The sequence below is a fragment of the Streptomyces rubradiris genome, assembly GCF_016860525.1.
Lineage (GTDB): Bacteria > Actinomycetota > Actinomycetes > Streptomycetales > Streptomycetaceae > Streptomyces > Streptomyces rubradiris.
In genome coordinates this window covers 476440-490450 of record NZ_BNEA01000015.1, presented here as the reverse complement: position 1 = coordinate 490450, position 14011 = coordinate 476440, and the positions used below count along the sequence as shown (strand labels likewise).

Genomic DNA, 14011 nt, shown 5'->3' with positions numbered 1-14011 from the left:
GGCCCGCTCCTCCATACGGCGCCCGGCGCGCGGGTGTTCAGCGGCGGTTGGGCTCAGTCCTTGCGGGCCACCCCGCCGAACATGGCGACCTCCGCCGGCTCCGGCCCGTCCGCGGGCTCCGGCCGCCACCGCGAGCAGGACACCACCCCCGGCTCCAGCAGCCGAAGGCCGTCGAAGAACCGGGTGACATCGGCGGGCGTGCGCTGGGTGAGCTTCGGGGTGCCGTGCTCGTTCCAGAACCGCACCGCCTCGTCCACGTCCGGCATCGACGGGCTGGTGATGGTGTGCGACAGCACCAGGTGGCTGCCCGCCGGCAGCCGGTCCGTCAACTGCCGTACCAGGCCGTAGGGATCCTCGTCGTCACCGATGAAGATGACCACGCCGAGCAGGATCAGCGCCACCGGCCGGCTGAAGTCCAGTGTCCGCGACGCGTGTTCGAAGATCGCGTCGACGTTGCGCAGGTCCTCGTCCAGATAGTCGGTACGGCCCTCGGGCGTGCTGGTCAGCAGGGCCCGCGCGTGCGCGAGGACCAGTGGGTCGTTGTCCACGTACACGATCCGCGACTCCGGCGCGATGCGCTGTGCCACCTCGTGGGTGTTGTCGGCCGTGGGCAGTCCGGTACCGATGTCCAGGAACTGCCGGATGCCCACCTCGCCGGCCAGGTGGCGCACCGCGCGGCCCAGGAAGAGCCGGTCGGCGAGCGCGTACTGCCCGATGCCCGGGTGCAGTTGGCGAATCCGGTCGCCGGCCTCCCGGTCGACCTCGTAGTTGTCCTTGCCGCCGAGCCAGTAGTTCCAGATCCGGGCGGTGTGCGGCTGGTCGGTGTTGATGCGGGCGCGCAGCGAGGCGGCGACGCCGTTGGCGGCTGCCGGGATGTCGGTCACGTGGGTCAGCTCCTGGAAGACTGGGGGCCTTTGACGGGCGGGTACACCGTGCGGGACGCAATCTAGCGCCCCGGCCGATCTTCGCCGTCTGGACCCCGGGCCCGGCGGGCGGGAGACTGCGCACATGGATCCCACACGACTCGCCCGGCTAGGTGCCGGCCCCTACCTGCTGCTGACCAGCTTCCGCCGGAACGGCACCCCCGTCGCCACCCCGGTCTGGGTGGTCCGGGACGGGGACACCCTCGGCGTATGGACCGCCGGCGACAGCGGGAAGGTCAAGCGGATCCGGCGCCGCCGGGATGTCCTCGTCGGCCCCTGCGACCGGCGCGGCAACCCCACCGGCGACCAGCTGCCCGCCACCGCCGAGATCACCGGCGCCGACACCACCGCCCGCTACCGGTACCTCATAGCCCGCAAGTACGGCGTCGTCGGCCGCCTCACCCTGCTGGGCAGCCGGCTGCGGCGCGGCTCGCGGGGCACGGTCGGCATCCGGGTGACCCTCGGCCAGTGAGGGCCACCCGGACGGCGGCCACATGGACGGCGCCGGACACCGAGTCCGCCGGCCCCGCGGCGCTTCCAGCGCCGGTTTCGCAGGTCCTACGACGCGCCGAGCACCGAAACCTTCGGTCCTACGGCGCGTCGAGCACCGTTTCTGCAGGCCCTACGACGCGTCTAGCACCGAAACCTTCGGTCCTACGGCGCGTCGAGCACCGTTCCTGCAGGCCCTACGACGCGTCTAGCACCGATCCCGTGGCCTCCAGGCCGCCGGCGCGCGGCTTGCCGGTCTCCGGGTCGAGCTGCCGGATCCGCACCGACTCGGCGGACTCCCGCACCGCGTCCTTGACCGTGGGCACGGTGAGGTCCACGCTCGTGCGGCCCGCCGGGATGTCCGCCCACAGCCAGAGCCAGGCCACCTTGGACAGCGGTCGCTCGGGGTCGGGCTTCTCCCCGGCCTGGTCCCGCAGCCAGGTCGCCGGCACGTCCTTGGTGGACAGCTCCGGAGCGGTGGCCTGCGCGAACCCGAAATAGGCGTCCATGTCCACGTCCACCGGCTCCGACAGCGTCACCCGCCACTTCAGCGACTGCCCCTCGGTCACCTTCGCGGCGACCGGCGTCAGCGTCATCGTGGGCGCCGGGTCGTCGTCGCGCACGGTGAGCCCGCCCCGGTAGGAGCCGACGACCGCGCCGCGGACCGCCTTGACCAGCACGTCGTGGGACACATCACGGCCGTAGCGGGTGTTGCCCCGCACCTCGACCGGCACATCCGCGTCATGACTGCCCGGACGCACCGTCACCAGCCGGTCCGTCGCCCGCCCGGTGACCGGGTCGACGACGTACACCCGGACCTGGCCGCTGCCGCCCCGGCCCGACACCCGCACCGGAACCCGGTAGGTGCGCGTGCCCGAGTCCCCCTCGGCCACGGTCGTCCGGCCGACGTCCACGCGCGGCAGCGCTTCCACGCGCACCGCGGGGGTCCCGGCCCGCCAGCCCCACGCGTCCATCAGCCAGGCCCGCCCCGAGGCCGAACGCGAGGTCAGCTCGAGGGACTTGACCGACCCCAGCTTGAGTCCGGCGCGGCCGGCCGCGGCCAGGGGCACCCGGACCTCCCGCGCCCAGTAGGAGGCGGTCCGCTCGCTGCCGGGCAGCCCGTCCAGCGTGACCTGGCCGAGACGGGCCTTCTTGCCGGAGGTGTCGGTCAGCGACACGTCCAGCCGCGTCCCCCGGGTGTTCGGCGGTACGAACACCCGCAGGGCCAGCGCCGTCGAACCCGACAGCGACACCGGCTTCTCGGGCGTCACCCGGGCAGGGCTGCCGGCGCGTGTCCAGTGCAGCGCGACCGCCTGCCGGCCGGTCTCCCGGTCGGTCTCCCACCGGGCGAAGTGCGGCGAGGCCCCCTTGGTGTTCGCGGCCAGGCAGCTGCGCGCCGGGCTCGGGTCGACGGCGGCGCACAGCTTGCCACCGGTCACCGACACCCCGCCGTCCGGCAGGAACCCGCCGCCCCGGCGGGCGCCCACCGCGTGGCTCAGCACCCGCGCCGGGTCCGCCGACGGCGCCCGCTTCCCGGAGCCGTCCAGCAGCGGCCGCACCCGGTCGTCCCCGGCGAGGAACAGCCGTGCCGCGGCGGCGATGTACGTGCTGCCGGCCCGGTGCTGCCGGTCGGCGGACAGCCGGGTCGCGGCCCGCTTGCCGCACACCGGGTCGGGGTGGCCCGGCTCGTCGTAGAAGTCGTCCTCGGCCGGCGCCGCGGCCTGGCCCGGCGTCCACTCCGAGTTGAAGAAGTTGTGGTTGGCGCCGATCACATACACCGCGCTGTGCAGCGCGCTGCCGTTGCCGACCGCGCGCGTGCCGTCGACGTACACCTCGCCCTGGAGGTCGGAGACGTCACCGTCGCAGCCCGGCAGGATGGTCACCGACGGCACGTCCGGCACCGGGTTCTGCCCGAAGACGGTCGGGCCGATGAGGACGGTGCCCCGGACGGTCCAGCGCACCCGCCCGTGGTAGCCGTCCTGGTCGGCGGGCGGCGGGGCCAGGCTGTCCAGCGCGGCCCGGTTGACGCCCTCGCCGCCCCGGGAGTGCCCGACCAGCAGCACCTTCGACAGATCGGCGCGGGGCGCCTCACGGACCGCCTGCGGCGCCGTTTGGGGGTGTGCGGCCCAGTCGGCCCACCGGGCCAGGTGCTGCCGCACCAGCGACGACCGGGCCTGCGCGCCGCCGTCCTCGGCCGCGAAGTCCTGCCCGTTGATGCCGTTGGCGGCGATGGACACGGTCACATAGCCCTGGGAGGCGAGCAGTTTCTGGTCGCGCAGATAGCCGCGGTGGCTCGGTATCGGCTTGGTGCCCGCCGTGCAGGGCCAGTCACCGCTGATCTCCCCGGGGCCCTTGTAACAGGTGGCGTGCCGGCCGTGCAGGAACAGCGCGAGGGGCCGCTTGCCGGCGGCGCCGACCGGCGCGACGACCACCGCGCGCATCTCCACCGGCTCCGGGAAGCCGGGCAGCCGGACCGAGTTCAGCGCGTACTCGCCGGTCCTGGTGCGATAGCCGCCGGGCTTGCCCGGGTCCACGGCGTTCGCCGGCAGCGGGGCGGGCGGCTGGACCGCCGGCGTGGCACCCCGCGCTTCCCGCGTGTCCAGCCGCCGCCCGCCGGACCAGACCTCCAGCCCGCCCGGCCGCGCGGCCGGCAGGATTCCGCGCAGCTCGGTCAACCGCCGTTCCCCGAGCGGAAGCCGGAAGGTGTGGCCGTCCGCCGCCGGCCGTGGCACGCCCAACAGGCGCCCTCCGGCCCGGAATTCGACCCGCGCGTCACCCATCGGCACCGGCCGGTCGGACCGCCACACCAGCTCCGGCGCCGAGCCGCCGCCGGTCAGCCGCCATCCCGGCGGCAGCGGCGTGCCCTCCCGGGCCGCCAACACCCCATCGACACCACCTGGTTGGGAGCCGGCGAACGCCACCCCCGGGGATGCCCCGGCCACCGCGAGCAACGCGGCGGCCATCACCCCTATGTGCCGGGCACGGACCACTGTTCCTCCTTGAACCCCGACCTCGGACGTCACGGGCGGCCCCGGACGTCCCTTCGCCCCCGGAGGATGGAAGGCGAAGGCTGTGGGTTGCCTGTGCGCGGCGGGTGATGGATCACATCGCGGGCCCGCACGGTCGGGCGCCGCGCCGGCCCGCCCGGCGGCCGGGACCGGGAGGGGCCCGTCGCCGCGCCCGTGACTGGACGCCCGGCGGCCGGGAAAGGCCCTTCGCATGAGCCGAACCCAGCCGCCCCTGCGCGCCGCAGTCGTCGGAACCGGGCACCGCGCCCGGCTGTTCACCCACGCACTCGCCACCCGGCCCGCCTACCGGGTGGCCGCCCTGTGCGACCCCAGCCCGACCCGCATGGCCTTCCACAACCGGCTGCTCGCCGAGGCCGGGGCGCCGCCCGCCGCCCAGTGGGACCCCGGCCGGTTCACCGAGATGCTGGAGCGGGAGGACATCAGCGAAGTCGTCGTCACCACCGTCGACTCCGCGCACGACCACTACATCGTGCCCGCCCTGCGGGCCGGCTGCCGGGTCGTCACCGAGAAGCCGATGACCGTCGACGCCACCCGCTGCGCCCGCATACTGGACGCGGTCCGCACCACCGACGGCTCCCTGACCGTCGCCTTCAACTACCGCTTCGATCCGGTGCACGCGACGGTACGGCGGCTGCTCGCCGAGGGCGCGGTCGGCGAGGTGCTGTCCGTGCACTTCGAGTGGCTGCTCGACGTCCGGCACGGCGCCGACTACTTCCGCCGCTGGCACCGCGACAAACGGCACAGCGGGGGCCTGCTGGTGCACAAGGCCGGCCACCACTTCGACCTGGTCAACTGGTGGCTCGGCGACGAACCCGCCGAGGTCTTCGGCTACGGCAGGCTCGGCTTCTACGGCCGTGCGGCGGGCGAACGCCACGGACTGCGCCGCCCCTACATCCGGGCCCACCGCGCCCCCGAGGCCGCCGACGACCCCTTCGCCCTGCACCTGGCGGCCGACGACACCCTGCGCGCCCTCTACCTGGACGCCGAGGGCGACGACGGCTATGTGCGCGACCGCAATGTCTTCGACGACGCCGTCACCATCGACGACGACATGGCCGTCCTGGTCCGCTACGCGCGCGGCGCCACGATGACGTACCACCTGACCGCCTACTCACCGTGGGAGGGCTACCGGGTGATGGTCAACGGCAGTGCCGGGCGGCTGGAGCTGGAGGTGGAGGAGAGCCGCTGGCAGCCGCCGGTCCCGGCGGGCGCGGGCGGCGGCGGCGCCGGGCACGGGGAGCGGGCCGCCGCGCACGCGGGCGGGGTACGGCTCACCCTGCGCCCGCTGTGGCAGCCGCCGGCCGAGCTGCCGGTGCGGGCCGCGCACGAGGCGCACGGCGGGGCGGACCCGCGCATGCTGGCGGCGCTGTTCGGACCGGCGCCGGGCCCGGCCCCCGCGCCGGACGGTCCGGGCCCGGCGCCGGACGGCTGTACCCCCGCGCCGGACGCTCGGCACCCGGACGCTCCGTACCCGGCGCCGACGGCCGGTGCGCGCGACGGGGCGCTCGCGCTCGCCGTCGGCCTCGCCGCCGATCAGGCGTGCGCGACCGGACGTCCCGTGGCGGTACGGGACGTGGTCCCGTCGCTGTGGAGCCGCTGAGACACCCGCACGGCGGTCAGGTCCAGGCCCGGTACGGCTCGTCCACCAGCTGGAAGACCGGTTCACCGCGCACCGGGTCCTTGGCGGTGGACAGCCGGACCCGGTCGCCGCTGTGGATGCCGACCGGCGGGCCCATGACCCGGCCGCGGACGACGAACCCCTCCGCCATCTCCACCAGCGACACATTGCGCGCCGCGGGGGTGTTGCGGTGCACCACGCTGGAGTGGCGGACCGTGCCGACCCCCTCGCTGCGCTCGGTGCGCAGTTCACTGCCCTGGCACACCGGACACAGCAGCCGGTGGTACATCGCGGTGCCGCACCAGGTGCAGCGCTGGAAGAGGAGGGCGTCCCGGGAGTCGGCGGCGGGGTCGAGAACACCCGTCGCGGAACCGGCCGCCGGCCCCGAGGTGCTTGCTGAGTGGTGGTACACGCTGGTCACTCCCTGCGCTCGGCCGGAAACCCGCGTGCCCGAGGGCGGACCGGGCACACGTGCGCACGGTCGGCGTGCCACCGTGCACGCCGCCAGGTTATGGCACTCAGTGTCACTCGTAAAGGCACTGCGTACCCCTAAAATCAGCCGATCCAAGCCCCTGAGGGGCTCGCCACAGGGGCGGTTCAGGGCCGTTCGAGCACCGTCTCCAGTTCCTGCACCACCCGCCACAGGGGGGCGTCCCGGCGGGAGACCAGCACCACCACGTCCCCTCCCGGCCCCGGCCCGGGACCGGCCGGGCCGCTCCGGACGGCCGGTGCGTCCGCCGGCCGCGCGTACGTCGTCTGCACATACGCCAGCGCGTGGTCCACGGCCGCGCCCGCGTCGCCCACGCCGTCGGACCGCAGCCAGGAGCGCAGGGCGTTGTTGTGCGCGGCGACCACCGCCGCCGCGATCACATCGGCGCGCAGTGTCCCGTCGGGCCGCCCGGCGAACCGCCCGCGCAGGTACTCGGCCAGCGCCCGCTCGTAGCGCCACACGACCGACAGCTCATAGGCGCGCAGCCCCGGCACCTGGCGGGTGAGCCGGTAGCGCTGCACGGAGAAGGCCGGGTTCTCGGCGTACATCCGCAGCACCAGCCGGGCCGCGTCGCACACCCGCCGCACCGGCTCGTGCTCCGGGCCGCTCGCCGCGAGGAAGGCGGTCATGTCGGCCAGGCAGCCCTCGTGGTCGGGGAAGACCACGTCCTCCTTGGAGGGGAAGTAACGGAAGAACGAACGCCGGCCCACCCCGGCCAGGGCCACGATGTCGTCCACGGTGGTCTGTTCGAATCCGCGCTCGAGGAAGAGCCGGAAGGCCGCCGCCACCAGGGCGTCCCGGATCGGCGGCCTCGCGGCCGGCACCGCGCTGCTGGAGCTCATGGACGGGAACGTAGCACCCGGACCGGCCTCCTGGCACTCAGTGCAGCCTGTGTGTCCGCTGAGGGTACTGAGTGTCGTTCCTCCCCTGCCCGGGGGCGGGGCCAAGGAGGCCGCACCCTGCGGCGTAACCTTTCTCCCACGCTCGCCGGCCCCGGCCCCGCACCCCCAGGAGACCTCTCATGCCCGCCGCACGACCCCGCCTGCTGTACGTCACCGACCTGGCGTACCAGGCCCGCGGGCGCCGCTACTGCGACGAGGACATCCACCTGACCGCCCGGCTGCGCGCCCACTTCGACCTGGCGCTGTGTCATCCGCTGGACGCGGCGGCCCTGATGGACGGCTTCGACGCCGTCGTGGTCCGCAACAGCGGGCCCGTCCTCGGCCACCAGCGGGAGCACGACGCCTTCCGCGCCCGGGCACTCGCCACCGGCACCCGTGTCTACAACCCGCTCACCGGGAAGGCGGACATGGCCGGCAAGCAGTACCTGCTCGACCTGACCGCCGCCGGGTTCCCCGTCATCCCGACCGTCGACCGCGCCGCGGACCTGCGTCTGCTGCCGGCCGCGGAACGGTACGTGGTCAAGCCGAAGCTGGGCGCGGACTCCCTCGGCCTGCGGATCGTGCCCGCCGCGGAACTGGGCGCGCTCGCCACCGGTGAGGTCCTCATCCAGCCCTGCGTCGACTTCGCCTACGAGGTGTCCTTCTACTTCGTGGACGACGACTTCCAGTACGCCCTGTACGCCCCCGACCCCGCCCGCCGCTGGGAGCTGGAGCCGTATCCGGCCACCGCCGCCGACCTGGAGTTCGCACGCCGGTTCATCGACTGGAACGCCCTCGGCTGCGGCATTCAGCGCGTCGACGCCTGCCGCGCGCCCGACGGCGGCCTGCTGCTGATCGAACTGGAGGACCTCAACCCCTACCTGTCCCTGGACGCGCTGCCGGAGCGGGACCGGGACGGCTTCGTCGCCGCGTTCACGGCGTCCCTGAGCCGGTTCGCGCGCGGCGAGACCGGCCCAGCCCGACCGTGACCCGCTGCCCGGCCCCCGCCGTGCCGGACAGGTCCCCGAACCTCAGCGTCAGTTCCGCCCCGGTGGCCGAGGAGACGAGGGTGGCCGGCGCGGACATCACCGCGGTGACCGGCCGCCGCCAGATCACCGTCAGGCCGGTGCGCACGCGCATCGGGTCGCTCACCACGATCACCGCCGTGCCGTCGGCCTGCTCGCAGACCACCACGCAGCACGGATCGCTCGCGGTGAGCGCGCCGGCCGTGCCGCCGAACCAGAAGTTCACCCCGGTGAACCCGGCCGACGGCACCGAAACACCCTGCTGTCGATTGGAGTTGGCGAGCACGTCCAGCCACCCGGAGTCCGCCGCCCGCGCCCGGGTGGCCTCCGCCGTCGCGCCCGGCAGCAGCACATAGGCGTACGTGGCGTCCGTCGGGTCGGTGCCGTGGTCGACGTAGAGGGTCTGATAGGTACGGGTCAGGACGTCCGTGGAGCCCCTCTTGTTGATCAGGCGCCAACTGCCGTCGCGGGCCTCGCGCAGCGCCCGTACCGTCGCCCCGCCCGGGAACACATATCCGCCGTGCCCGCCGAGATGCGCCCACTTCGCCCCGGTCAGCGTCCGGTGCCGGCGGGTGCCGGTGGACTCCACCGTGCCGTCCGCCGTGAACGGGGCGTCGCCCGCGGCACCGAGGTTGCGGTTGTCCACCGTCGTCTGCACGGCCGTGCCGTCGGCGCAGGTGATGCCCGCGCCGAGACACACCACCGCGTCGTCCAGGAAGAACCACGACTTCTTGGCCCGCAGCGACGACTGGAAACCCTTCAGATACTGACCCACCGCCGCCCGCTGCCCGTCGGTCGCCCCGCCCACCCAGCGCACGTCCGGCTTGACCCCGCCCCAGTCGCCGCCCGCCCCGTCCGCCAGTGCCTTCCGGGAGACCGTGGTACCCGGCAGCCGGTAGGGGTCGACGGTCGGCCAGAAGGCGTCGCCGTACTGATCGCCTCCGAACGTGGCGCCCCACCAGTACAGCATCCCGGAGCCGGTGTGCCAGCCGCGCAGGTTCTCCCCGTCGCCCGTCTCGTAGTGGCTGATCCTGCGGTCGGCCATGCTCAGCGACGCCGCCCAGCCGGGCCGGCGGTGGGTGGCCCGGGCCATGCACGGGAACAGCCGGTGCCCCGTCGGCTCGGGCACCGCCGGCACCGACGCGTCGTCCTGGACGCCCTTCAGCCGGGCCAGGTGCGGCACGCTCAGCGTCGGGTCGGCGAGCGGCGGGCTGCAACGGTCGCGCTCCATCCAGCCCTTCACCAGACCACGCCAGTGGGCGTTCTCGGCCGCGCCCGCACCCTGCCCGAGCAGCACGATCGAGGCGAGGACCGCGTGTCCGCGGGTATGGTCGTCATGCTGGAGACGGGCACCGGCCGCGCGCCCCCGGCTGATCGCCCGGCCCGAGACGCCGTCCATGACCAGCCCGTTGTACACGAACGGTGCCCAGGCCCGCTCCACCGCGTCGAACACGTGCCGCTGCCCGGGATCCGTCACCTCCCAGCCGGAGCCCGCCAGCAGCGCCAGCAGCAGGCCCAGCCCGCCGAGCAGCACCGAGCCGTAGGAGCCGGTGTACGGCACCGACCGGTGCTGGATGAAGGAACCGTCGGCGTAGAGACCGTCGCCGGAGGTGACGTACCGGAAGACGGGGGAGAGGGCGTCCCGGGCGAGGGCCACCTTGCCGGCGTCCGCCCCGACCACCCCGCGCAGCGCCAGCACCCGGCACAGGTCCACCCGGTTGGCGCCGGTGCTGTTCCCGGTGTAGCCGGCCACGACCGAGTCGGGCACGAAGTGGTCCACCGCGGTGAGGAAGCCGGTGCGCCGCGTGTCCGGCAGCGCGTCGTACAGCAGCACGCACAGGTCCAGCAGCGCCTGCGGGACGCCGATCTGCCAGGTGTACCAGTTGCCGTACGGGACCTGGCCGGCGTGGTAGACGTCGTCGTGGAGGTGGCCGAGCCCGGCGAGGAGCGCGTCGCGCACCCGCGGGGCGCCGGTCAGGCCGGTGCCCGGCTGGCAGTAGGCCTGCGCGAGCGTGCTCAGCCGCGCGTAACTGCTGTGCAGACGGGAGGAGGAGGCGTACGACCCGTTGTCGGCGTCCGGCTCCAGGTCCGCGTACACCAGGTCGGGCCACAGGGAGCCGGCGGCCGGGGCCATGGTGGCGAGGTACCGGCCGGCCGTGCCGCCCAGGGCGGCGAGCCGGGACCGGAAGGGTTCGGCGGCGGGGTCGAAGCCCTCGCCGAGGATCAGGGTGCGCCACCTCGCCCGGAGCGCCGAGAACTCGTCCGGCGCGGTGAACGCCCAGGTGGTGCCGAGGCCCAGCACGGCGGCGGTGCCGGAACCGGCGGCCAGGAAGGAACGGCGTGACCAGGGGCGTGACCAGCGAGACGTCATGATGGCGCTTTTAGCACGAGGCCGGTCCGCTCCGGAGACGACACGCGTCGCCCGCCCGCGGCCGCGCACGGGCTCCGGCGACGATTCGGGAACGGTACGCGGGGCACACCGCCAGCAGGAACCACACCCCTCCGGCCGAGCGGGCCGGACCGGGCGGCGACGGACGGGAGCGGAGCACATGGGCGACGAGAGCGGTACGGAGAACGCGGACGGCGCGCCGGCCGGCGGCGGGCAGGTGGCGCGCGCCGGGGACCTCGACGGCTTCTTCGACCGGATGGACCCCGACATGTGCGTGGTCACCGCCGTGGCGGGCGGCGAGCGGGCCGGGTGCCTGGTGGGCTTCGCCTCGCAGTGCTCCATCCGGCCGCCCCGGTTCGTCGTGTGGCTGTCCAAGGCCAACCACACCTACCGCGTCGCCCGCGCCGCACGGCACCTCGCCGTCCACCTGCTCACCCGCGACCAGCGGGACCTCGCCGAACGCTTCGGCGGCCGGACCGGCGACGAGGTGGACAAGTTCGCGGGGCTCGCCTGGCGGGAGGGGCCGGCCGGCGCCGCCGTGCTGGACGAGGTGGCGGCCTGGTTCGTCGGCACCGTCGTACACCGCGTCGACGGCGGCGACCACGTCGGCCATGTGCTCGACCCCGTCCAGTGGGGGGAGGGCCGGCCGGGACCACTGCTGCGGCTCTCCGACGCCGCCACCATCGAGGCGGGCCACCCCGCCTGAGCCGGCGGCTAGGTGTCCGTCTCCGCAGGCGTCGCCGCCGCGTCCTGCACCTCTTCCAGTGGCATTCGGATGTCCAGCACGCACACGTCGTCGCGCCGTTCGTCCGCGAGCAGCGCCGCGAGCAGCGCGTCCAGCGAGCCGGACTCGCCGCAGCCGTGCGCCCGCACCGCCTCGGCCAGCCGGGCGAAGCCCGCGTCGAGGCCCTCGCCGGGGCGCTCGACCAGACCGTCGGTGTACAGCAGCAGCCGGTCACCGGGTTCCAGCCGCAGTTCCAGCGACTCGTAGACGGGGGCGCCCGTCGCGCCGAGCAGTATGCCGCGGGGGCGGTCGAGGAAGCGCGCCTCGCCCCGGCGCACCAGCAGCGGCGGCGGGTGCCCGGCCTGGGCCCAGGCCAGCACGTGCCGGTCGGGGTCGTAGCGGGCCAGGACCATGGTGGCGGTGATCTGGCCGTCACGGGAGTTCAGCAGCAGCTGGTTGAGCCGGGCCAGCGCCCCGGTGAGCGAGGAGCCGGTGCTGACCATGCCCTTCGCGGTGAACCGGAGCTGGGCCATGGTGGCGACGGAGTCGATGCCGTGGCCCGCCACGTCGCCGACCACGAACAGCGCGTCGCGGTCGGGCAGCTCGACGGCGCTGAACCAGTCGCCGCCGACGTGGATGCCGGCCTGCGCGGGCAGATAGGCGACCTCGACGCGCAGCCCGGCCAGCCGCACCGGCTTGCTGGGCAGCGGCAGCAGGGCGTGCTGGAGCCGGGCCGCCAGCGCGCGCTCGGCCTGCAGGGTGCCGCGCTGGAGCAGCATCGTGCGCTCGCTCTCCACCAGCGCGAGCTCCGCGCTGCGCTGCGCGGTGAGATCCTGCACGAAGCCGTGGACCTCGACGGGGGTACCGTCGGGGGCCGGGACCGCCTCCGCGACCATCCGCAGGTGCCGCACGCCCGCGGCCGTCTCGGTCCGGAACGGCACGTCGAGGGGGCGCCCGCGCGAGACGAGGCCGGCGATCGCCCGGGCCAGCGGCCGGGTGTCCTCCGGCCGGGCCAGGCCGGGCAGCCGTTCCAGCGGCAGCGGCGGCTGGTCGGCGCGCAGGCCGAGCACGGTGTAGGTCTGCGCGGCCCAGGCGATCTCGCCGGTGAGCAGGTTCCAGTTCGCCCAGCCGAGGTTGCCCAGCCGCTGCACATCGGCCAGCCGCTGCTCCTGCCGGTCCCACGGGTCGTACCGCAGCCAGGTCAGCACCAGGCCCTCGCCCAGCGGTGCCGCCCGGACCGTGTAGGTGGCGGTCACCGGCGCCGGGACGGTCGCGTCCTGGTAGGCGAACGGCTCGCTCTCGTACGTCACCCCTGTCTCCAGGGCCCGCAGACAGCCCCGCCACAGGGGAGCGCCCGCGACCGCCGGGTAGTTCTCCAGCAGGTGCCTGCCGACCAGGTCCCGGCCGGTCCGGCCGAACACGTCGGTCGCCTCCGGGGTGGCGGCGGCGATCCGGTAGTCCGTCACCTCGCCGGAGGCCGTGCGCAGCGGGGTCAGCAGCACCGCCTGGCCCGGCAGCGCGTCGAACACCTCCTGCACGGTCCGCGAGACGTCCCCGGCCCCGGCGTCGCGCGGGCTGTCGAAGGCGCGCAGCCGGCCCGCGCACAGCCGCGCCACGGCCCGCAGCAGCTCCCGCTCGCGCGGCGTGAACGGCGCGTCGTGCCGGCGCAGCACCCCGAGGGTGACGCGCGCGGTGCCGCCCTCGGGGACGGGCAGCCAGGCCCGGGTCAGCCACCGCTCAGGCGGCCCGATGAGCAGGTGGCGCGCGCGGTCCTCGGCGGGACGCTCCAGCCAGTACGGCCGCCCGGACCGCAGTGCCTCCAGCGCGGGCAGGCCGGGCAGCGGCGGGACGTGACGCCACTGGGAGGCGAGGGCGGCCTCGACTCCGGCGTGGCCGATCAGGGCGAGCCCGTCCTCGGGCAGCCGTTCGTACAGCAGCACCGCGTCGGCGGCCACCTCGGGCGCCAGCCGGTCCAGCAGACAGCCGGCCAGCTCGTGCGGCGAGCCGACCCGGACCAGGGCCCGGCCGAGGGCTTCCAGCACCTCCGCGGCGTCCCCGGCGCCCACGGGCACGCTCTCACCGGCACCGGCACCGGCACCGGCACCGGCACCGGTAGCGGCGGACGCGGGCGGGGGTGCCGGGCGGGCGGGCCGCTCGCTGGGCGGCGGCAGCGCGCCGAGGGTCAGCCAGCACTGTTCCAGGAGCGAGCGGTTGCCGTCCTCGGCCCGCTGGAGGAGTTCCTCGTGAGCGGCGTCCGGCGCGCAGCCGGAGACGGCCATCAGCACGCCCTTGGCCCGCTCCACGACGGCCGTGGTGGCGGCCAGCTCCCGCAGCCGCTCCAGCTCGGCGCGCTGCCGGGCGACGACCTCGGCCGGTGCCGCCGGCTCCGGACCGGTGGCGGGGTCGCCCGGAAGCAAAGGCTCGCTCGTCACGCGTCGAGCAT

The 14011-nt window shown here is 74.9% G+C and carries 10 protein-coding genes; 4 read left to right on the top strand and 6 right to left on the bottom strand.

Features of this window, described 5'->3' with window-relative positions; translation table 11 throughout:
* Window positions 1-53: 53 nt before the first annotated feature.
* Window positions 54-884, bottom strand: a complete 831-nt coding sequence (locus Srubr_RS15590) for an SAM-dependent methyltransferase (RefSeq protein ID WP_189988889.1) — start codon at window positions 882-884, stop codon at window positions 54-56.
* A 124-nt stretch (window positions 885-1008) separates the two neighbouring features.
* On the opposite strand from Srubr_RS15590, the gene Srubr_RS15585 reads away from it, so the two are divergent.
* Window positions 1009-1395 carry a PPOX class F420-dependent oxidoreductase gene (locus tag Srubr_RS15585; RefSeq protein WP_189988886.1) on the top strand — a complete coding sequence of 129 codons (387 nt, stop codon included), beginning with the start codon at window positions 1009-1011 and terminating at the stop codon, window positions 1393-1395.
* A gap of 214 nt (window positions 1396-1609) precedes the next feature.
* On the opposite strand, the gene Srubr_RS15580 is transcribed toward Srubr_RS15585, so the two are convergent.
* Window positions 1610-4375: an alpha/beta hydrolase gene (locus tag Srubr_RS15580; protein ID WP_373313338.1), complete on the bottom strand. Its 2766-nt coding sequence runs from the start codon at window positions 4373-4375 to the stop codon at window positions 1610-1612.
* 256 nt (window positions 4376-4631) lie between these two features.
* Here Srubr_RS15580 and Srubr_RS15575 point away from each other — a divergent pair, with 256 nt between their 5' ends.
* Complete coding sequence (locus Srubr_RS15575) at window positions 4632-6041, top strand: Gfo/Idh/MocA family protein (protein WP_189988883.1); 1410 nt, start codon at window positions 4632-4634, stop codon at window positions 6039-6041.
* 16 nt (window positions 6042-6057) lie between these two features.
* Here Srubr_RS15575 and Srubr_RS15570 read toward each other — a convergent pair whose 3' ends face one another.
* On the bottom strand, window positions 6058-6471 hold the full coding sequence (locus Srubr_RS15570; RefSeq protein ID WP_189988881.1) for a Zn-ribbon domain-containing OB-fold protein: 414 nt from the start codon (window positions 6469-6471) through the stop codon (window positions 6058-6060).
* Window positions 6472-6656: 185 nt separating this feature from the next.
* Complete coding sequence (locus Srubr_RS15565; protein ID WP_189988879.1) at window positions 6657-7391, bottom strand: TetR family transcriptional regulator; 735 nt, start codon at window positions 7389-7391, stop codon at window positions 6657-6659.
* A 179-nt stretch (window positions 7392-7570) separates the two neighbouring features.
* Here Srubr_RS15565 and Srubr_RS15560 point away from each other — a divergent pair, with 179 nt between their 5' ends.
* The gene (locus Srubr_RS15560) at window positions 7571-8419 is read left to right on the top strand and encodes an ATP-grasp domain-containing protein (protein ID WP_189988876.1); all 849 of its coding nucleotides are present in this window, start codon (window positions 7571-7573) and stop codon (window positions 8417-8419) included.
* Here Srubr_RS15560 and Srubr_RS15555 read toward each other — a convergent pair.
* Window positions 8364-10826 (bottom strand): polysaccharide lyase 8 family protein, encoded by a 2463-nt coding sequence (locus tag Srubr_RS15555; protein WP_189988874.1) that lies wholly within the window; start codon window positions 10824-10826, stop codon window positions 8364-8366. The genes Srubr_RS15560 and Srubr_RS15555 overlap by 56 nt on opposite strands.
* A 178-nt stretch (window positions 10827-11004) precedes the next feature.
* On the opposite strand from Srubr_RS15555, the gene Srubr_RS15550 reads away from it, so the two are divergent.
* A complete protein-coding gene (locus Srubr_RS15550) occupies window positions 11005-11550 on the top strand; it encodes a flavin reductase family protein (protein ID WP_189988872.1) in 546 nt (181 codons plus the stop codon).
* A gap of 8 nt (window positions 11551-11558) precedes the next feature.
* Here the strand turns inward: Srubr_RS15550 and Srubr_RS15545 are convergent, their stop codons facing one another.
* A complete protein-coding gene (locus tag Srubr_RS15545; RefSeq protein WP_189988870.1) occupies window positions 11559-14000 on the bottom strand; it encodes a SpoIIE family protein phosphatase in 2442 nt (813 codons plus the stop codon).
* Window positions 14001-14011: the final 11 nt, after the last annotated feature.

Coding starts and splice junctions, on each gene's coding strand:
- Srubr_RS15585 (WP_189988886.1), top strand. CDS start 1,009: ATGGATCCCACACGACTCGCCCGGCTAGGTGCCGGCCCCTACCTGCTG.
- Srubr_RS15580 (WP_373313338.1), bottom strand. CDS start 4,375: ATGGCCGCCGCGTTGCTCGCGGTGGCCGGGGCATCCCCGGGGGTGGCG.
- Srubr_RS15575 (WP_189988883.1), top strand. CDS start 4,632: ATGAGCCGAACCCAGCCGCCCCTGCGCGCCGCAGTCGTCGGAACCGGG.
- Srubr_RS15565 (WP_189988879.1), bottom strand. CDS start 7,391: ATGAGCTCCAGCAGCGCGGTGCCGGCCGCGAGGCCGCCGATCCGGGAC.
- Srubr_RS15560 (WP_189988876.1), top strand. CDS start 7,571: ATGCCCGCCGCACGACCCCGCCTGCTGTACGTCACCGACCTGGCGTAC.
- Srubr_RS15555 (WP_189988874.1), bottom strand. CDS start 10,826: ATGACGTCTCGCTGGTCACGCCCCTGGTCACGCCGTTCCTTCCTGGCC.
- Srubr_RS15550 (WP_189988872.1), top strand. CDS start 11,005: ATGGGCGACGAGAGCGGTACGGAGAACGCGGACGGCGCGCCGGCCGGC.